The following is an 18,566-nucleotide window of genomic DNA, read 5'->3' as shown; positions in this document are numbered from 1 at the left end:
ACCGAAGCCTGACCAGCACGGGGTATAAACAAATTGGCACTGGCTTATCAAGCACCCTGTTGAGTTCTCAAAGAACAACCACACACCGATCGAAAGCCCCGCTCAAGCAGAGCCCCGATCTGGGGTATCTCGTTCATCCGTGTCCGTCGCTCTCGCGCCGGGCACTTTTACTACGTTACCTCACCGTCTTCCCCGTGTCAACCGGTGTGCCCCGGTGTGTCACGCTTCGTACGGGTCGGCGCCGCTGAACCCGCGCAGCAGTTCGTGCCGCACTTGATCATCGGATTTGGCAGAACCGGCCGCTGCGGTTTCCCGCACGCTCGCCCGGTGCCCTGCCGGTCGACAACCTTACCCGGTCGGTTTCGCTCGTCCAAATCCGCCCTGCGGCATCTTCGGCGAACCTCGCCCGGACCGTGCCGTCAGAAGTTGAACTCCCTTCCGACCCGGTACCAGTGCCGGTTCGGCGCTCCCAGGACTTTCGTCCCGTTTGCCCCGTTCCGCGCTGGCAGAGAGAAAGTTACGCGTCCGTGGGTTTGATCGTCAAATCCGCAGGTAGCGGCCCGCGTCACACCATCATCGCCCATCTGTCTTTCCTGGTCAGGGCGGTGACGCTCGGCGAACCGGGCATCGGGGCCAGGGACCCCCGGCACGAGCCCCACGGACCAACGCCCCGACGCCCGCGCGCTCGCTGGCCGCCGGGACGCACGCCGGCCGCCACGGTCGCTCAGCGCACGGACGCGCGCCAGCCGCGTACCCCGAGCACACCCACGGTGGTGCCGATGAGCAGCGAGGCGCCGATCAGCAGGGCGTGCACCCAGAGGAAGGCAGTCGGCGCGCCCGCGCCGACGGTGCCGCCCGCCCAGGCGCGCGGGTCGTTCCAGATGGCGAGCGCGAACCTCGGCCAGATAACCCAGGTCCACCCGCCTACTGCGATCAGGAAGAGGGACCAGCCGCGCGACAACACCATGGTCAGCGAGTATGCCAGCGCGAAACGACGGACGCGGGCGTCCGTCGTCCGGCCCACGACCCGGACCGGCCCGTGGGCCGCCGGTCGCCCCCACCGGGGCCGCCGCAGCGGATACCGTGGTGCCATGGTCCGGCCGGTTCCGCTCGCGCCGGAGGCCGTGGACGGCCTCCCGGGCGACGTTCTGCCGTCCTTCCCGACCAGCCCCGGTTTCGGCCGGGAGCGGATCCTCGACGTCCTCCGTGCCGGTGGGTTGCGGTTCCGCGCCGGCGCGCGATGGCGGCTCGCACTCTGACGAGCTGACCTCCCGACCCCGACGGGCGAACGCCCCGGGTCGGTCGCGCGTGCGCGTCCCGCATCGTTTCCCCACGGCACGAAAGGCGTACCACCATGTCCGTTTCCCGGATGCTCACCGGGGACCGCCCCACCGGGCGGCTGCACCTCGGCCACTACGTCGGCAGCATCGCCAACCGGGTGGCGCTGCACCAGCGCCACGAGAGCTTCTTCATCATCGCCGACCTGCACATGCTGACCACCCGCAACAGCCGGCAGGACATCGCCGCCGTCGCCGGCAACGCCCGGGAGATGGTCACCGACATCCTCGCCTGCGGCGTCGACCCGGCCCGGGCGACGTTCTACCTCCAGTCGGCGATTCCCGAGGTCGGTGACCTGAACACCCTGTTCCAGAACCTGGTCACCGTGCCCCGGCTGGAACGGGTGCCGTCGGTGCGGGAGATGGCTCGGGACGCCGGCCGCGACGAGATCCCCTACGGGCTGCTCGGCTATCCCGTCCTCCAGGCCGCCGACATCCTCTGCGTGCGGGCACACGTGGTGCCGGTGGGCAGGGACAACGCCGCGCACGTCGAGGTGACCCGGGAGATCGCCCGGCGCTTCAACCACCTCTACGGCGAGGTCTTCCCGGTGCCGGAGATGATCGCGTCGGAGACGCCCACCCTGGTCGGCACCGACGGCCAGGGCAAGATGAGCAAGTCCCGGGGCAACGCCATCGCGCTCTCCGACGACCCGGCGACCGTGCGGCGCAGGGTGATGGCGATGTACACCGACCCGAACCGGATCCGCGCCGACGTGCCGGGGACGGTGGCGGGCAACCCGGTCTTCGCGTACCACGACGTGTTCAACCCGGACCGGGCCCAGGTGGCGGAGTTCAAGGAGCGCTACCGGGCCGGCCGGGTCGGTGACGTCGAGGTGAAGGAGGCGCTCGCGGTGGCGCTCAACCGGTTCCTGGACCCGATCCGGGAGCGCCGGGCCCGGATCGAGGCGCGACCCGGGCTGGTCGACCAGGTGATCGTCGAGGGCACCGAACGGACCCGGGAACGGGTCCGTGCCACCCTGGTGCAGGTGCGCCGCGCGATGGGCCTGACCGCCGCGTACCAGCAGGTGCGCCGCCGGGCCGAGCGGGCCCGCCGGGCCGCCGCCACCCCCTCCTGAGGCCGTACGGGCACCGGGCCGGCCGGGTACGGGAATGCGCCCGCCCCGGCCGGCCAGTTACGCTGCCGGGCATGACCAGCGCGACCGCTCAGGGCACCGGCACGTCGTACGACGTCCAGGTCGGTGCGGAGCGACGCCGGCGATCCGTCGCCCGCCCGCGCTGACCCATTCCCTGCGACCGGCGGATCGAGCCGCCGGTCACCACCGATCGTCCTCGGTCCGTCCGCAGGCTCTCCCGTCCGGAGATCCGCCTGACTGACGGATCCGAGCAGATCGGCGTACCCATGGATCTTGAAAGGCTGCTCACCGACCGGCTCGCGCCGGCGTTCGCGACCGTGGCCGGCGGCCCGGTCGACCCCGTGGTACGGCGGTCGCCGCGCGCGGACTTCCAGTCCGACGCGGCGTTGGCGCTGGCCCGGCGGCTCGGCCGGCCGCCGCGCGAGATCGCCACGGCGGTGCTGGACCACGCGGTCCTCGACGACGTCTGCGCGACGGCGGAGGTCTCCGGGCCGGGCTTCCTCAACCTGACGGTGGCCGACGGCGCGCTCGCCGGGATGGTCGCCGGCCTGGCCGGCGACGACCGGCTCGGGGTGCCGGTGACGGCGGCCCCGGAGACGGTGGTGGTCGACTACTCGGGGCCGAACGTGGCGAAGGAGATGCACGTCGGGCACCTGCGCTCGACCGTGATCGGCGACGCGGCGGTACGGCTGCTGGACTGGCTCGGGCACCGGGTGCGGCGGGTCAACCACCTGGGCGACTGGGGCACCCCGTTCGGGATGCTGATCGAACATCTGACGGACCTCGGCGAGGCGGAGGCGGCGCAGGAGCTGTCCATGGGCGACCTGGACGGGTTCTACAAGGCGGCCCGGACGAAGTTCGACGCCGACCCGGCGTTCCGCGAGCGGGCCCGGCTGCGGGTGGTCGCGTTGCAGGGCGGCGACGAGCGGACCCGGCGGCTGTGGCGGCTGCTGGTCGAGCAGTCCGAACGGTACTTCCTGACCGTGTACGCGCTGCTCGACGTGACCCTGACCGGGGCCGACTTCCGGGGTGAGAGCGCGTACAACGACCGGCTCGGCGCGGTAGTCGCCGACCTCGACCGGCTCGGGCTGCTGGCCGGCAGCGACGGGGCGGACTGTGCCTTCCCGCCCGGGTTCACCGGCCGGGACGGCAGCCCGCTGCCGCTGATCGTGCGCAAGGGCGACGGCGGGTACGGCTACCCGGCGACCGACCTGGCCGCGCTGCGGCAGCGCACCGGCGACCTGGGCGCCACCCGGCTGCTCTACGTGGTCGGCCTGCCGCAGCGGCAGCACTTCGCGATGGTGTTCGCGGTGGCCGGGCAGGCCGGTTGGCTGCGCGCCCCGGCCCGGGCCGAACACCTGGGGTTCGGTTCGATCCTCGGCCCGGACGGGCGGATGCTGCGCAGCCGGGCCGGCGGCTCGGTGAAGCTGGTCGACCTGCTGGCGGAGGCGGTGGCACGGGCGACCGCGCTGGCCCGGGCGAAGAACCCCGCGCTGGACCAGGCCGAGGCGGCCGAGATCGGCCGGGCCGTCGGCATCGGCGCGATCAAGTACGCCGACCTGGCCACCGACCGCACCCGCGACTACCTGCTGGACTGGGAGCGGATGCTCGCCCTCGACGGCAACACCGCGCCCTACCTCCAGTACGCCTACGCCCGGATCCGGTCGGTGTTCCAGCGGGCCGGCACCGCCGCCCGGCCGGACGCGCGGATCCGGCTCGCCGAGCCCGCCGAGCGGGCGCTGGCGTTGGAGCTGCTCGGCTTCGCCGCCGTGGTCGACGAGGTGGCCCGGACGCTGGAGTTCCACCAGCTCGCCGGATACCTGCACCGGCTGGCCACCCGGTTCAGCGCGTTCTACGAGCGGTGTCCGGTGCTGCGGGCCGACGGGGAGCTGCGGGACAGCCGGCTGGTGCTGGCCGACCTGACCGGGCGGACCCTGCGGCAGGGCCTGCACCTGCTCGGCATCCGCACGGTCGAGCGGATGTGAGCGGACGACCCCGTCCGGGGCAGCGCCAGGCGGGCTGGGCGCGGCCCCGGACGGGCTGGCGTCGCGGCCCGCGCTCAGTCCACGAGGGTGACCTGGCCGGTGTCGAGGTCGTACCGGGCGCCGACCACCCGCACCGCGCCCTCGTGCACCCGCTCGGCGATGATCGGGCTGCGCTCGAACAGCCCCCGTACCTGGGCCCGGATGTTGGCCCGGACGGCGTTCTCCACCGGGTCACCCGGCTGCCCCAGCACCGGCTCCACCACCGGGCGCAGGCTGTCGACGATCGTGCCGATGTGGCCGGGTGCGGTTCCGCCGGTGTGGATGGCGTCGATGGTGGCGCTGATCGCCCCGCAGCGCTCGTGCCCGAGGACGACGATCAGTGGGCTGTCGAACTCCTCCACGGCGAACTCCACGCTGCCGAGGAGCAGGTCGTCGACGATGTTGCCGGCCACCCGGTTCTCGAACAGGTCGCCCAGACCCTGGTCGAACAGCAGTTCGGGGGCGACCCGGGAGTCGGCGCAGCCGACGACGATGGCGAACGGGTGCTGGCCGGCGGCCAGCCGGTGCAGGTCCTGGAGGCTCTGGTGCGGATGACGGCTGTGCCCGGAGACGAACCGCTGGTTGCCGTGCAGGAGGCGACGCAGCGCCTCGGTCGGCGTGACGGCCGGCGGCTCGGTGGCGGTGGCGGGCGGAGCGGCGACGGCCGGCATGCCGGCGGCGGTGGCACCGAGGGCGACGACGGCGGCGCCACCGGTTGCCAACAGCGATCGACGGGAGAGGTGGGGAAGCTTCACGATGATCTCCTGAGAGGTGAGACGCTCGGCTCCTTCCTACCACTGCCATCGATGGTTCACTGAGTGGCCGGTCAGGATTTCGTTGCGCCGCAGGTCAGCCCGTCAGGAGAGGGCCGGCACCCACCCACCGCCCCGGGCCGGGGCTGGGCTGAGGCTCGTCGGCCACGCCACGAACCTCCGGTCGCGGGGCCGACCGCCGGACCGGGGACGTCCAGGTCGGCCGCTGCGGGCCGACCTGGACGTCCGGCTCAGACCAGGTCGAACCGGTCCAGGTTCATCACCTTGACCCACGCCGCGACGAAGTCGTGCGCGAACTTCTCCCGGGCGTCGTCGCTCGCGTAGACCTCGGCGAGCGCGCGCAGCTCGGAGTTCGAGCCGAAGACGAGATCGGCGCGGGTGCCCGTCCACCTGACCTCACCGGTGGCGAGGTCGCGTCCCTCGAAGGTCTGCGCGTCCCCGGACGTCGGCGTCCACGCCGTGCCCAGGTCGAGCAGGTTCACGAAGAAGTCGTTGGTCAGCGAGCCCGGGGTCTCGGTGAGGACGCCGACCGACGACTGCCTGACGGTCGCGCCGAGGACGCGGAGACCGCCGACGAGGACGGTCATCTCGGGCGCGCTCAGGGTCAGCAGGTTCGCCCGGTCGACCAGGAGGTACTCGGCCGGCAGCCGGTTGCCCTTCCCGAGGTGGTTGCGGAAGCCGTCCGAGGTCGGCTCAAGCGCGGCGAAGGACTCCACGTCGGTCTGCTCCTGCGACGCGTCCGTGCGTCCCGGGGTGAAGGGGACCTCGACGGCGTGGCCGGCGTTCCTGGCGGCCTGCTCGACGGCGGCGGACCCGGCGAGCACGATCAGGTCGGCGAGCGAGATCTTCTTCCCGCCGGTCTGGGACGCGTTGAACGCCGCCTGGATCCCCTCCAGGGTGCTCAGCACCGTCGCCAGTTCGTCCGGGTTGTTGACCTCCCAGCCGTTCTGCGGCTCAAGGCGGATCCGCGCCCCGTTGGCGCCGCCGCGCTTGTCGCCGCCCCGGAACGTCGACGCCGACGCCCAGGCGGTGGAGACGAGCTGGGACACCGACAGCCCCGAGGAGAGGACCTGCCCCTTGAGGGCGGCGACGTCCTCGGCGTCGACGAGCTCGTGGGTCACCGGCGGCACCGGGTCCTGCCACAGCAGCGTCTCGGTCGGGACCTCGGGGCCGAGGTAGCGCGCGACCGGGCCCATGTCGCGGTGCGTCAGCTTGAACCAGGCCCGGGCGAAGGCGTCCGCGAACTCGTCCGGGTGGTCGAGGAAACGCCGCGAGATCTGCTCGTAGACCGGGTCCACCCGCAGCGCGAGGTCCGTGGTCAGCATCGTCGGGGCGTGACTGCGTGCCGGGTCGTGCGCGTCGGGGACGGTACCCGCCCCGGCGTCGTCCTTCGGCTTCCACTGGATCGCGCCGGCCGGGCTGGTGGTCTGCGCCCACTCGTAGCCGAACAGGATCTCGAAGAAGCTGTTGTCCCAGGCCACCGGGGTGTTCGTCCACGCACCTTCGAGCCCGCTGGTGATCGTGTCGCCGCCCCGGCCGGTGCCGAAGGTGTTCTTCCAGCCCAGGCCCTGCTCCTCCAGCGAGGCGCCCTCCGGCTCGGGGCCGACGTACTTGTTCGGGTCGGCCGCGCCGTGGGTCTTGCCGAAGGTGTGCCCACCGGCGATCAGCGCGACGGTCTCCTCGTCGTTCATCGCCATCCGGCGGAACGTCTCGCGGATGTCCCTGGCCGAGGCGAGCGGGTCCCCACTGCCGTGCGGGCCCTCCGGGTTGACGTAGATGAGGCCCATCTGGACCGCGGCGAGCGGGTTCTCCAGGTCCCGCTCGCCGGTGTGCCGCTCGTCACCCAGCCAGGTGGACTCGGGACCCCAGTAGACGTCCTCGTCGGGCTCCCAGACGTCCTCCCGACCGCCGGCGTAGCCGAAGGTCGTGAAGCCCATCGACTCCAGGGCGACGTTGCCGGCGAGGATCATGAGGTCGGCCCAGGAGAGGCTCTGGCCGTACTTCTTCTTGATCGGCCACAGCAGCCGGCGGGCCTTGTCGAGGTTCGCGTTGTCCGGCCAGCTGTTGAGGGGCGCGAAGCGCTGCATGCCGGCCCCGGCACCGCCGCGGCCGTCGCTGATGCGGTAGGTGCCCGCGCTGTGCCACGCCATCCGGATGATGAACGGGCCGTAGTGACCGTAGTCGGCCGGCCACCAGTCCTGCGAGGTCGTCAGGACCTCGGCGATGTCGCGCTTCACGGCGGCGAGGTCGAGAGCCTGGAACGCCTCGGCGTAGTCGAACTGCGCACCGAGGGGGTTCGCCACGGCGGGGTTCTTGGCGAGGATCTTCAGGTTGAGCCGCTCCGGCCACCAGCCCCGGTTCCCCCCACCCTGGGTCGGGTGCGGGGCGCGTGCGGACGCAACCGGGCAGAGACCTTCGCTCTCCTCCGAGTTCATGTCTCCTACGACTGCGTCATGGTTCTCAGCCACGGGAATCCTTCCGGGAATGGGGATCAGGGTTGACTACGGGACGATCAGGAACTTTGTCCGGTGGAGCAGCCGGTGCACCGGCCCCAGTAGATGACCTCGGCCTCGTCGATCGAGAAGCCGTGGTCGTCGGAGGCGGTCAGACAGGGCGCGGCGCCGACGGCGCAGTCGACGTCGACGATCAGTCGGCACGACCGGCACACGACGTGATGGTGGTTGTCCCCGACCCGCGACTCGTAGCGGGCCACGGAGCCGGGTGGCTGGATGCGCCGCACCAGACCCCCGGCCGTCAGCGCCCGCAGCACGTCGTACACGGCCTGGTGGGACACCTCGGGGAGATCCCTGCGTACGACACCGATGATCGAGTCGGTGTCGGCGTGCGGATGTGCGTGCACCGCGCTCAGCACCGCGACCCGGGGTCGGGTCACGCGCAGGGCGGCGGTGCGCAGCATCCGCTCGCAGTCCAGGGCCATCGCCACGCTCGGTAGTCTGGCCCGTTTTCTGGAATCAGTCAAGAATAAACTTCGGATGGCTGCCCTGGACGATGTCGACTGCGCCGGCCCGGGACGGGGTGGTGTGGCCGGTCCCGGTCAGGGGGTGAGGCCGGCGTCCCGGGCCAGGAGGGCGGCCTGGACCCGGTCGCCGACGCCGAGCTTGGCGAAGACGGCCGAGAGCTGGTTGCGTACCGTCTTCTCGCTGAGCCCGAAGCGCCGGGCGATCCGGGCGTTGGTCTCGCCGGCCGACAGGTACCGCAGGATGTCCCGCTCACGCGGGGTGAGCTGGTTGAACGGCGGCGGCAGCTCGACCGGCTGGCGTTGCAGGCTGGTCAGCACCTGCGGGCCGACCCGGGGGCCGAGGACGAGCCCGCCGCCGGCCACCGTACGCAGGGCGTCGATGATCACGTCCGGGTCGGTGTCCTTCAGCACGTAGCCCCGGGCACCGGCCCGCAGCGACCGGCTGACCACGTCCTCGTCGTCGGCCATGGTCAGCATGAGCACCCGGGTCTCCGGTCGGGCCTGCACGATCCGCCGGGTCGCCTCCACGCCGTCGCCGTCCGGCAGCGCCACGTCCATCGCGACCACCTCCACCTGTTCGGTCAGCGCGATGCTGACCGCCTCGGCGCAGGTGGCGGCCTCCACGACGTCGTCGACCCAGCTCTCCCCCTCCAGCATCATCCGTAGTCCACGTCGGACCACCGGATGGTCGTCCACGATCAGCACCCGGGTCTGCCCCGACATCGCCCTCACCGCACTCACTGCCCGGCCCGCTCCCGCATCACGTCGCCATCCTCTCAGCCGACCGGCCCGGTCGGTGGGGACGACGTCGGCTCGACCACCGGCAGCCGCCCGGCGGACGACGGGGCCGGCGACACCGCCGGAGGGGGCGCGGGGGGCGCGGGCGAAACCGGCGCGTCGGGCGACGGGGGCGGCACCGGCGCGTCGGGGACGGGCTGGAACGGCAGCCGGACCCGGATCCGGGTGCCGCGCGGCTCCCGGTCGATGATCTCGCAGTCGCCGCCCAGCTCCGCGGCCCGTTCCCGCATGGAGTCCAGCCCGACCCCACCCGGGCGGCGGGCGACGATGCCGATCCCGTCGTCGGACACCTCGACGACCAGGGCCCGGCCCCGGCGCACCACCACGTCACAGGCGGTCGCCCGGGCGTGCCGGGCCACGTTGGCCAGCGCCTCCCCGACGATCCGGTACGCCGCCACCTCGACGGCGGCCGGCAACCGGTGCAGTTCGTCCTCCACCCGCAGCCGGACGGTGAGGCTCGGGCCGTCGAAGCGCTGGCACTCGGTCCGCAGCGCCGACTCCAGCCCCCGGTCCAGGGCGGCCGGGCGCAACTGGTCGACCAGTTGCCGTACCTCCCCGGTGCAGGTACGCAGGTCGTCGGCGAGCCCGTCGAGGATCTGCGCCAGCCGCTCCTGGTCGGTGGTGGCGAGCTTGCGGGCCGCGCGTACCTGCATGGACATCCCGGCGAAGGTGGGACCGAGCCCGTCGTGCAGGTCCCGGCGCAGCCGCCGCCGTTCCTCCTCACGCGCCATGACCAGCCGTTCGCGGGAGTCCCGCAGGTCGCGGATCAGCCGGGCGGTCGCCGCGGCCACCGAGGCGTGCAGCGCGACGTCGCTGAGCAGCCGGCGCTCCACCGAGGTGAACCGGGTGCCGGGCGCCCGGTGGGCCACCACCAGCCGGCCCACCCGTTCCCCGTGGGTCACCATGTCGAACCGCTCGACGGAGGTGGTGGCCCGGCCGTGCTCGGCGTGCACCTGCCGGGGCCGGCCGGCGCCGTCGCCGTTCCCACCGAGCTCCACCGCCACGTACGGCACCTGGAGCGAGCGGGCGATGGTGCCGGTGAGCAGCGGCAGCACCGCCTGCGGCTCCACGGTCCGCTCCAGCAGGTCGCCCAGCCGGGCCAGGACGGCGTACGGCTCGTCCCGGTCGCCGTAGAGCAGCCGGTTGACCCCACGCTGCACCCGGTGCCGCAGCGGCTCGAAGGTCACCGCGATCAGGCCGGTCGCCACCAGGGAGGCGTTCGAGGTGTCGCCGCGCAGCACGAGGTCACGCAGCAGGGCCACGGTGGCCACGAAGGCGGCGATCACCAACAGGCTCATCACCAGCCAGACCAGGGTGCGGTTGATGACCTGTTCCAGCCCGTACAGCCGGTAGCGGAGCACGGCCAGGGTCATCGCGCCGGGGATCGCGATCACCATGAGCACCCACGCGCCGGAGAGGTTGAGCCCGTCCAGCAGGAGCCCCAGCAGGAAGAGCACCCCGGCGGCCAACAGGCAGGCAAGCTGCTGGCGGGCCTCGCCGACCGCCCGCCGCCAGCGCAGCGCCAGGGAGACCAGTACCGCCACCACCGCCAGCAGCTCGACCGCGATCGCCAGCAGGGCGACCTGGACCAGCACCTGCGCCTGCCGGGTGGCGGCCGGCTCGGCGGAGAGGAGCAGCCGCCGGGGATCGCTGATGGCGGCCACCGCCAGGGCGGCCGTGGCGAGCAGAGTGGTGGCCCCGATCAGGTATCCGACGGAACGCCAGCGCCGGCCCGGCAGCCGGCCGTCCGGGAAGACCAGCAGGGCGAGGAAGATCAGGCCGTACGGCGGCCACCACAGCCACTGCCCCACCCAGGCGACCGGCACGAGCTGGGTCCAGCTCAGCGCGAGCGTCGCCCCGGCGGCGGTGAGTCCGGCGGCCAGCATCAGCCGGCCGACGAGCTGACCGGGGACCCCGGCCAGCACGAGTCCACCGAGTGCGGTGAACGAGGCGGCGATGGTGGCGGTCAACGCCACCGGTCCGGCCGCGTTCGGTTCCTGGTTGAGCCAGTGCCCGATCAGCACGAGGGCGGCGACGACCGTCCCCGCCACCGCCAGGGCAACGCGGCGGACGGTCGTTGATCCGGTGGTAGACGGCAAGGCGGGCACTCCGGGCGACGATGGGACGGTCACAGGGCCGACGACGGCAGGGCGGGGCCCTGCCGACTCAGTGCGTCCAGCCGGCGGCGTGCATGGCGTTGTGCAGCAGGTTGCCCGAGTTTCCCCGGACGTGCACGGGCAGCGCGCCGATCACCTCGCCGAGGTCCGGGTGGTCGAGTTCGGGCAGGTCGGCGAGGGCCTCGTCCACCGAGACCCGGGAGTCGCCGAGGGAGTCCGGGTGCTGCTCGATGAACTGCACCAGGTGGGCGACGACCGCCTTCAGCCGCTGGCGTACGGTCTCCGGCTCGGCGAGCTGGGCCGTCGGCTGGAGCCCGACCAGGTGCCAGTCCCGGGTGAAGACGGTCGTCAACCGGCGGCCGGTGATGTCGAAGAACTCGGCACCACCGCCGAACTCGTCGCCGTACGTCGGCTCGTCGAGCAGTTCGGCGAGGTCGCGGTAGACGTGGCAGAAGCTGTTGTCCGCGGCGATCAGCAGGATCCGCCGGTCGGCCCCGGCGGATTCCCCGATCGGGGCCTCGGTGGGTTGGTCGGTGCGCGGGTCGGTCTGGCCGTCGGTGGGCACGAAGGTCATCGGATTCTCCTCGGATCGCGAGCCACGGCGTGGGCGGTGGCCGTCCACAGTGGCATCGTCGCCCGTTCCGGCGGTCCAGCGGCATCGTCGCCGGTACCGGCGGTCGTCGGCGAAAGTTCGACGTCCTCATCGTCCTTCGACGGCTGTCCCGCTGACCCGGGGCGGATGTCCCGGGGCGGCGGGATTCAGCGGTGGTGGCTGCCGGCCGGACCCCGGGCGGCCGGTTCCGGCGTCCGGAGGGGTGAACCGCCCGCCGGCCGGGCATTGGAGTAGCGAGCCGGTGTCCCGTCCGATCGCACCACCCGCCGTGAACCGCACCACCGACGTGAGGAGTGGAACATGTCGACGAACCGATGGCTCGCGCGAGCTGGGCTGATGGTACTGACCGGTGCGCTGGGGGCGTGCGCGGTGGGCGGCCCACCCGGTGCCGCGAGCGAGCCGCAGGCCGCGTCGGAGCCGGGCGGGGCGACCGGGGCGAGCAGCGTCCCGGTGGCGGTGTCCGCGTCGCCGCCGGAGAAGAGTTCCACCCGGGGGGTGTTGTCGGGCACCCGTCAGGTCACGATGGTCCGGGTCGGCTCGTTCGAGTCGGGATTGTCGCTGACCGAGGCCGGGGGGCTGGCCGAGGTCGACGACGACAGCGGTCGGCAGCTCTTCGTGCCGACCCCGCAGGGCGGGCGGAGGTTCCTGATCAAGGCGTACTCCCGGACCAGCACCGGGGCGCTCTGCTGGCGGGTGCACAACCCGGGCGACACCCGGCCGCTGGTGGTGCGGGCCGCCGCCTGCGCGGCGGAGGACCCCCGTCAGCAGTTCGAGATCGTCGCCGCGAGCACCGGCGACCCGCAGTCCTACCTCATCAGCAACAGTGGGGCGTTCCTGCGGCATTCGGCGCAGTCCGGTCTGATCCTGGAGGAACTGGGCGACGGGTCGCCGACGAGCAGCTTCCGGTTCATCGACAACGGGCCCGCGCCCGCCGGCCGGTGACGCCTCCGGACGGTGTGCCGCGCCAGGTCCGTGGCCCGGACGTCCGTCCGCGACCGGGCCGGGGTCCGGGCCACCGCTGATCGACAGCCCGGCGGACCTGTCGCATTGCCGACGTACCGTGATCTGGTTCACCCGTGCGCTGCTCAGGCGAGAGTGACCAACGACTGTTGGTCGTTTCCTACAACTGGGGCCGCGTAGCGTGCGCTGTTTGCGACATGGCGCTGCCGGGCGATAGGAGGAAGGGTGGAACCCTGCTGTGGCCACCGTGTCGCGGCGCCTACATCGTCGGTCTACAGGAGGGCTCGGTCGGGTGTTCAGCCGTGTCGCCATCGTCAACCGTGGTGAGGCCGCGATGCGCCTCATCCACGCCGTCCGGGAACTGGCCGCAGAATCCGGAACCCGGATCGAGACCGTCGCCCTGCACACCGACGTCGACCGCAACGCCACGTTCGTGCGCGAGGCCGACATCGCCTACGACCTCGGTCCCGCGTCCGCGCGCCCGTACCTCGACCTGAAGACGCTCCGGCGCGCGCTGGTGGAGACCGGGGCCGACGCCGCCTGGGTCGGCTGGGGCTTCGTCGCCGAGGACCCGGCGTTCGCGGAGCTGTGCGCGCAGGTCGGGGTCACCTTCGTCGGACCGAGCGCGGAGGCCATGCGCAAGCTCGGCGACAAGATCGGCGCGAAGCTGATCGCCGAGGAGGTCGGCGTCCCGGTCGCGCCGTGGAGCCGAGGTGCGGTCGAGACCCTGGACGCCGCCCTGACGGCGGCGGCCGAGATCGGCTACCCGCTGATGCTGAAGGCGACCGCGGGCGGCGGCGGGCGGGGCATCCGCGTGGTCACCAACGAGGCCGAACTCGCCGACGCCTACGAGCGCACCAGCCAGGAGGCCGCGCGGGCGTTCGGCAGCGGTGTGGTGTTCCTGGAGCGCCTGGTCACCGGCGCCCGGCACGTCGAGGTCCAGGTGATCGCCGACGGTCAGGGCACCGCCTGGGCGCTCGGCGTCCGGGACTGCTCGGTGCAGCGGCGCAACCAGAAGGTCATCGAGGAGTCGGCGTCGCCGGTGCTCAGCCCCGCGCAGGCGGCCGAACTCAAGACGTCGGCCGAGCGGCTGGCCGTCGCGGTCGGCTACTGCGGCGCGGCGACCGTCGAGTTCCTCTACCACCCCGGTGACAACCTGTTCGCCTTCCTCGAGGTCAACACCCGCCTGCAGGTCGAGCACCCGATCACCGAGAGCACCACCGGTTTCGACCTGGTCAAGGCGCAGCTACACGTCGCCTCCGGCGGCAGGCTCGACGGCGAGCCGCCGGTGGAGCGCGGGCACGCCATCGAGGCCCGGCTGAACGCCGAGGACCCCGACCGCGACTTCGCGCCCTCCCCGGGCCGCATCGCCCGGCTGGACCTGCCCGCCGGGCCGGGCATCCGCGTGGACACCGGCGTCAGCGAGGGCGACACCATCCCCGCCGACTTCGACTCGATGATCGCGAAGATCATCGCCTACGGCCGCGACCGCGACGAGGCGCTCGGCCGGCTGCGCCGGGCGATGGCGCAGACCACGGTGATCATCGAGGGCGGGGCGACGAACAAGAGCTTCGTGCTCGACCTGCTCGACCAGCCCGAGGTGATCGACGCCAGCGCGGACACCGGCTGGATCGACCGGGTCCGGGGCGAGGGCCGGCTGGTCTCGCACCGCCACTCCGCCGTCGCGCTGGCCGCCGCCGCCATCGACGCGTACGAGGAGGAGGAGCGCGTCGAGCGGCAGCGGCTGCTGTCGACGGCGTTCGGCGGACGCCCGCAGGTGCAGCACGAGAGCGGCCGGCCGCTGGACCTCAAGCTGCGGGGCGTCGGCTACCGGGTACGCGTCGCGCGGATCGGCGCGCACCGGTTCCGGGTCGGCGTGGAGGCGGGTGACGACGTCCGCACCGCCGACGTCGAACTGGACCGCTTCGACCGGCACACCGGGCAGATCGTCGTCAACGGCGCCCGGTACCGCCTGCTCACCGGCACCCACGGGCCGATCCACCTGGTCGAGGTGGACGGGGTGACGCACCGGGTCAGCCGCGACGAGGGCGGCGTCGTCCGCTCACCCATGCCCGCGCTGGTCGTCGCCACGCCGTTGCAGGCCGGCGACGAGGTCGAGGCGGGCGCTCCGGTGCTGGTGCTGGAGGCCATGAAGATGGAGACGGTGCTGCGGGCGCCGTTCAGGGCGCGGCTGAAGGAATGCGCCGTCTCGGTGGGCAGCCAGGTCGAGGCCGGGGCACCGCTGCTGCGGCTGGAGCCGCTCACCGACGACGAGGCCGAGAGCACCGCGGCCACCGAGTCGGTCGAACTGGACCTGCCCCCCGCGCCCGGCACCCCGGCGCGCGAGCGCACCAGCCGTGGCCAGGAGGACCTGCGCGGCCTGCTGCTGGGCTTCGACGTCGACCCGCACGACGAACGCCGGGTCCTCGACGACTACCTGGCCGCGCGCCGGGCGGCCATCGAGGACGGCCGCCGGCCGCTGGCCGAGGAGGTCGAACTCGTCGACCTCTTCGCCGACCTCGCCGAACTGAGCCGCAACCGGCCGACGGGCGAGGACGGTGGCGGCGACGGCCACCTGCACAGCGCCCGCGAGTACTTCCACACCTACCTGCAGAGCCTCGACGTCGAGCGGGCCGGACTACCGGCGGCGTTCCAGGCCAAGCTCGCCAAGGCGCTCGGGCACTACGGTGTCACCGAGCTGGAGCGCTCCCCCGAGCTCGAAGCCGCCGTGTTCCGGATCTTCCTCGCCCAGCAACGCGCGTCCGCCGACGCCACGGCCATCGCGACGTTGCTGCGCGCGTGGCTGCGGGAGCCGCCACCGGACGAGACGCTGCGCGAGCCCGCCGGTCTCGCGCTGGAGCGGCTGGTGGCCGCGACGCAGGTCCGCTTCCCGGTGGTGGCCGACCTCGCCCGTGGCGTGGTGTTCGCCTGGTTCGGCCAGCCGCTGCTGCGCCGCAACCGGGCCCGGGTCTACGCCGGCGTCCGCAAGCACCTGCGCCACCTGGACACGCACCCGGACGCGCCGGACCGCGACGCGCGCATCGCCGAGATGGTACGCAGCACCGAGCCGCTGGTACGGCTGCTCGGCCAGCGGCTCGTCCGCACCGATCTGGACAACGCGGTCATGCTGGAGGTCCTGACCCGGCGGTACTACGGCAACAAGGGCCTGACCACCCGCACCCACGAGGTCGCGGGCGGCACCTTCGTGGTCGCCGAGCGGGCGGGTTCGTGCGTGGCCTCGACGGCGGTGAGCTTCGCGGCGCTGGGTGACGCGTTGCGCGGGCTCGCCGAGCTGGCCGGTGGCGAGGACGCCATCGACGCCGACATCTATCTGGCCTGGGAGAACCAGCCGGCGGACTCCGACGCGATGGCCGCCGCGTTGCACGAGGTCGTCAGCGCCCACCCGCTGCCGCACCAGGTCCGCAGGGTCACCACCACCGTCGCGGGCCGTGGCGGCGCGGTGATGCACCACCACTTCACGTTCCGCCCGTCGAGCACCGGGATGGTCGAGGAGCGGCTGATCCGGGGCCTGCACCCGTACATCGCGCAGCGGATGCAGTTGGAGCGGTTGCGCAAGTTCGACCTCACCCGGCTGCCGTCCTCGGACGAGGAGATCTACCTCTTCCAGTGCGTGGCCCGGGAGAACCCGTCGGACGACCGGCTCGTCGCCTTCGCCCAGGTGCGGGACCTGACCGAGCTGCGTGAGCACGACGGCCGGCTGGTCGCGCTGCCGACGGCCGAGGACGCCATCGCCACCTGCCTCGACTCGATCCGCCGGGCGCAGTCGTTGCGACCGTCGAACAAGCGGGTCAACACCAACCGGATCGTGCTCTACGTCTGGCCGCCGAGCGACCTCACCGGCGAGGAGATGGCGATGATCGCCAGCCGGGTGCGGCCGACGACCGGGGGCGCCGGGCTGGAGGAGATCCTGTTCATCGCGCGGCAGCGCGACCGGAGGACCGGCGAGCTGACCAAGGTCGCCGTACGGATCACCTTCGACGCCACCGGCACCGCCCGGCTGACCGTCGGCGAGCCGTCGGACGAGCCGGTCGAGCCGCTCGACAGCTACCGGCAGAAGGTGCTGCGCGCGAGCAGCCGCAACACGGTCTACCCGTACGAGCTGACCGGCCTGCTCGGCGACTTCGTCGAGCACGACCTCGACGAGAACCACGCGCTGGTGCCGGTCGACCGGCCCAAGGGGCGCAACACCGCGGCGATCGTCGCGGGCGTGGTCACCACGCCGACCTCACGGCACCCGGAGGGCGTCACCCGGGTGGTGCTGCTCGGCGACCCGACGAAGGCGCTCGGCGCGCTGTCGGAGCCGGAGTGCCGCCGGGTGATCGCCGCGCTGGACCTGGCCGAGCGGATGCGGGTGCCGCTGGAGTGGTACGCGCTGTCCGCCGGCGCCCGGATCTCGATGGAGTCGGGCACCGAGAACATGGACTGGGTGGCCGCGTCGCTCAAGCGGATCGTCGAGTTCACCCAGGACGGCGGCGAGATCAACATCGTGGTCGCGGGCATCAACGTCGGCGCGCAGCCGTACTGGAACGCCGAGGCGACGATGCTCATGCACACCAGGGGAATCCTGGTGATGACGCCGGACTCGGCGATGGTGCTCACCGGCAAGCAGTCGCTCGACTTCTCCGGTGGCGTGTCGGCCGAGGACAACTTCGGCATCGGCGGCTACGACCGGGTGATGGGTCCGAACGGGCAGGCGCAGTACTGGGCGCCGAACCTGGCCGCCGCGCGGGACGTGCTGATGTCGTACTACGACCACACGTACGTCACGCCCGGCGAGGCGGGGCCCCGGCGGGCGACGACGAGCGACCCCGCCGACCGCGACATCTCCGACTTCCCGCACGACGTGGCGGGCAGCGACTTCACCACCGTCGGCGAGATCTTCTCGGCCCAGGCCAACCCGGACCGGAAGAAGCCGTTCGACATCCGCACCGTGATGCGGGCCATCTCCGACCAGGACCACCCGGTGCTGGAACGCTGGGCGGGAATGGCCGACGCGGAGACCGTGGCGGTGCAGGACGTACACCTCGGCGGCATGCCGGTGTGCCTGCTCGGCATCGAGTCACGGGCGGTGCCACGGCGCGGCTTCCCGCCCACCGACGGCCCGGACACCTACACCGCGGGCACGCTGTTCCCGCGGTCGTCGCAGAAGGCCGCGCGGGCGATCAACGCGGCCAGCGGTAACCGTCCGCTGGTGGTGCTGGCGAACCTGTCGGGCTTCGACGGTTCACCGGAGTCGATGCGGAAGCTGCAACTGGAGTACGGCGCCGAGATCGGCCGGGCGATCGTGAACTTCCGTGGGCCCATCGTGTTTTGCGTGATCTCGCGGTACCACGGCGGCGCGTTCGTGGTGTTCTCGAAGGCGCTGAACCCGAACATGACCGTGCTCGCGCTGGAGGGCTCGTTCGCCTCGGTGCTCGGCGGGGCCCCCGCCGCCGCGGTGGTGTTCTCCGGCGACGTCAACGCCCGTACCGCGGCCGATCCGCGGGTGCGGGACCTGGAGGCCCGCGCCGCAGCCGTCTCCGTTGCCGACCGGGCCGCGTTGACCGCGGAGCTCGACGAGCTTCGCTCGGCGGTTCGCGCGGAGAAGCTCGGCGAGGTGGCCACGGAGTTCGACCGTGTGCACAACATCCAGCGCGCCGTCGAGGTCGGCTCCGTCGACGCCGTCATCCGCGCCGCCGAACTCCGCCCGCGGGTGATCGAGGCCATCGAGTCCCGGTTGGCGAGCTGATCCGGCACCGGTCCGTCGGCGGCCCGGGTTGCTCACCGGACCCGTTCCCGCCGACGCCCCCGGCAGCCTGGCGGGTGGTGGTCGACTCGGCCACCACCCGCCAGGACCGGAATGTCCGACC

Annotated in this window: 12 protein-coding genes; 5 read left to right on the top strand and 7 right to left on the bottom strand. The window is 72.6% G+C overall.

From position 1 onward, the window contains the following. Window positions 1-724 precede the first annotated feature (724 nt). Entirely contained in the window at window positions 725-967 is a 243-nt protein-coding gene (locus ACIQG9_RS24790) for an SCO4848 family membrane protein (protein ID WP_400406668.1), read from the bottom strand. Window positions 968-1,091: 124 nt separating this feature from the next. Here ACIQG9_RS24790 and ACIQG9_RS24785 point away from each other — a divergent pair, with 124 nt between their 5' ends. The 3 genes from ACIQG9_RS24785 (at window position 1,092) to argS (ending at window position 4,416) form a co-directional block, all read left to right on the top strand. Continuing rightward, window positions 1,092-1,259 (top strand): hypothetical protein, encoded by a 168-nt coding sequence (locus ACIQG9_RS24785; RefSeq protein ID WP_400406664.1) that lies wholly within the window; start codon window positions 1,092-1,094, stop codon window positions 1,257-1,259. A gap of 95 nt (window positions 1,260-1,354) precedes the next feature. Beyond that, the gene (gene trpS / locus ACIQG9_RS24780; RefSeq protein WP_400406661.1) at window positions 1,355-2,413 is read left to right on the top strand and encodes a tryptophan--tRNA ligase; all 1,059 of its coding nucleotides are present in this window, start codon (window positions 1,355-1,357) and stop codon (window positions 2,411-2,413) included. A gap of 284 nt (window positions 2,414-2,697) precedes the next feature. Continuing rightward, on the top strand, window positions 2,698-4,416 hold the full coding sequence (argS, locus tag ACIQG9_RS24775) for an arginine--tRNA ligase (protein WP_400406657.1): 1,719 nt from the start codon (window positions 2,698-2,700) through the stop codon (window positions 4,414-4,416). 74 nt (window positions 4,417-4,490) lie between these two features. Here argS and ACIQG9_RS24770 read toward each other — a convergent pair whose 3' ends face one another. The 6 genes from ACIQG9_RS24770 to ACIQG9_RS24745 all read right to left on the bottom strand — a co-directional run bounded on the left by ACIQG9_RS24770 (window position 4,491) and on the right by ACIQG9_RS24745 (window position 11,697). Further along, window positions 4,491-5,210 carry a carbonic anhydrase gene (locus ACIQG9_RS24770; protein WP_400406655.1) on the bottom strand — a complete coding sequence of 240 codons (720 nt, stop codon included), beginning with the start codon at window positions 5,208-5,210 and terminating at the stop codon, window positions 4,491-4,493. A gap of 248 nt (window positions 5,211-5,458) precedes the next feature. Next, the gene (katG, locus tag ACIQG9_RS24765) at window positions 5,459-7,663 is read right to left on the bottom strand and encodes a catalase/peroxidase HPI (protein WP_400406677.1); all 2,205 of its coding nucleotides are present in this window, start codon (window positions 7,661-7,663) and stop codon (window positions 5,459-5,461) included. Between the two features lie 77 nt (window positions 7,664-7,740). After that, complete coding sequence (locus ACIQG9_RS24760; protein ID WP_400406672.1) at window positions 7,741-8,166, bottom strand: Fur family transcriptional regulator; 426 nt, start codon at window positions 8,164-8,166, stop codon at window positions 7,741-7,743. A gap of 117 nt (window positions 8,167-8,283) precedes the next feature. Then, on the bottom strand, window positions 8,284-8,931 hold the full coding sequence (locus tag ACIQG9_RS24755; protein ID WP_400406653.1) for a response regulator: 648 nt from the start codon (window positions 8,929-8,931) through the stop codon (window positions 8,284-8,286). A gap of 53 nt (window positions 8,932-8,984) precedes the next feature. After that, a complete protein-coding gene (locus tag ACIQG9_RS24750) occupies window positions 8,985-11,057 on the bottom strand; it encodes a sensor histidine kinase (protein WP_400406651.1) in 2,073 nt (690 codons plus the stop codon). 115 nt (window positions 11,058-11,172) lie between these two features. Continuing rightward, a complete protein-coding gene (locus ACIQG9_RS24745) occupies window positions 11,173-11,697 on the bottom strand; it encodes a hypothetical protein (protein ID WP_400406649.1) in 525 nt (174 codons plus the stop codon). Window positions 11,698-12,072: 375 nt separating this feature from the next. Between ACIQG9_RS24745 and ACIQG9_RS24740 the strand changes: the two genes are divergently transcribed. Together ACIQG9_RS24740 and ACIQG9_RS24735 are read left to right on the top strand one after the other, a co-directional pair. Beyond that, window positions 12,073-12,678, top strand: a complete 606-nt coding sequence (locus ACIQG9_RS24740) for a hypothetical protein (RefSeq protein ID WP_400406647.1) — start codon at window positions 12,073-12,075, stop codon at window positions 12,676-12,678. A 310-nt stretch (window positions 12,679-12,988) separates the two neighbouring features. Continuing rightward, on the top strand, window positions 12,989-18,445 hold the full coding sequence (locus ACIQG9_RS24735) for a carboxyl transferase domain-containing protein (protein WP_400406645.1): 5,457 nt from the start codon (window positions 12,989-12,991) through the stop codon (window positions 18,443-18,445). Window positions 18,446-18,566 lie beyond the last annotated feature (121 nt).

It is taken from the genome of Micromonospora sp. NPDC092111, assembly GCF_044755745.1.
In the GTDB taxonomy this organism is placed as follows: domain Bacteria; phylum Actinomycetota; class Actinomycetes; order Mycobacteriales; family Micromonosporaceae; genus Micromonospora.
This window is presented reverse-complemented; position numbering and strand designations above follow the sequence as displayed.

Excerpts from the sequence above, each read along its gene's own strand:
- ACIQG9_RS24740 (WP_400406647.1), top strand. The coding sequence starts at position 12,073 with ATGGTACTGACCGGTGCGCTGGGGGCGTGCGCGGTGGGCGGCCCACCC.
- argS (WP_400406657.1), top strand. The coding sequence starts at position 2,698 with ATGGATCTTGAAAGGCTGCTCACCGACCGGCTCGCGCCGGCGTTCGCG.
- trpS (WP_400406661.1), top strand. The coding sequence starts at position 1,355 with ATGTCCGTTTCCCGGATGCTCACCGGGGACCGCCCCACCGGGCGGCTG.
- katG (WP_400406677.1), bottom strand. The coding sequence starts at position 7,663 with ATGAACTCGGAGGAGAGCGAAGGTCTCTGCCCGGTTGCGTCCGCACGC.
- ACIQG9_RS24760 (WP_400406672.1), bottom strand. The coding sequence starts at position 8,166 with ATGGCCCTGGACTGCGAGCGGATGCTGCGCACCGCCGCCCTGCGCGTG.
- ACIQG9_RS24755 (WP_400406653.1), bottom strand. The coding sequence starts at position 8,931 with ATGTCGGGGCAGACCCGGGTGCTGATCGTGGACGACCATCCGGTGGTC.
- ACIQG9_RS24745 (WP_400406649.1), bottom strand. The coding sequence starts at position 11,697 with ATGACCTTCGTGCCCACCGACGGCCAGACCGACCCGCGCACCGACCAA.
- ACIQG9_RS24785 (WP_400406664.1), top strand. The coding sequence starts at position 1,092 with ATGGTCCGGCCGGTTCCGCTCGCGCCGGAGGCCGTGGACGGCCTCCCG.
- ACIQG9_RS24790 (WP_400406668.1), bottom strand. The coding sequence starts at position 967 with ATGGTGTTGTCGCGCGGCTGGTCCCTCTTCCTGATCGCAGTAGGCGGG.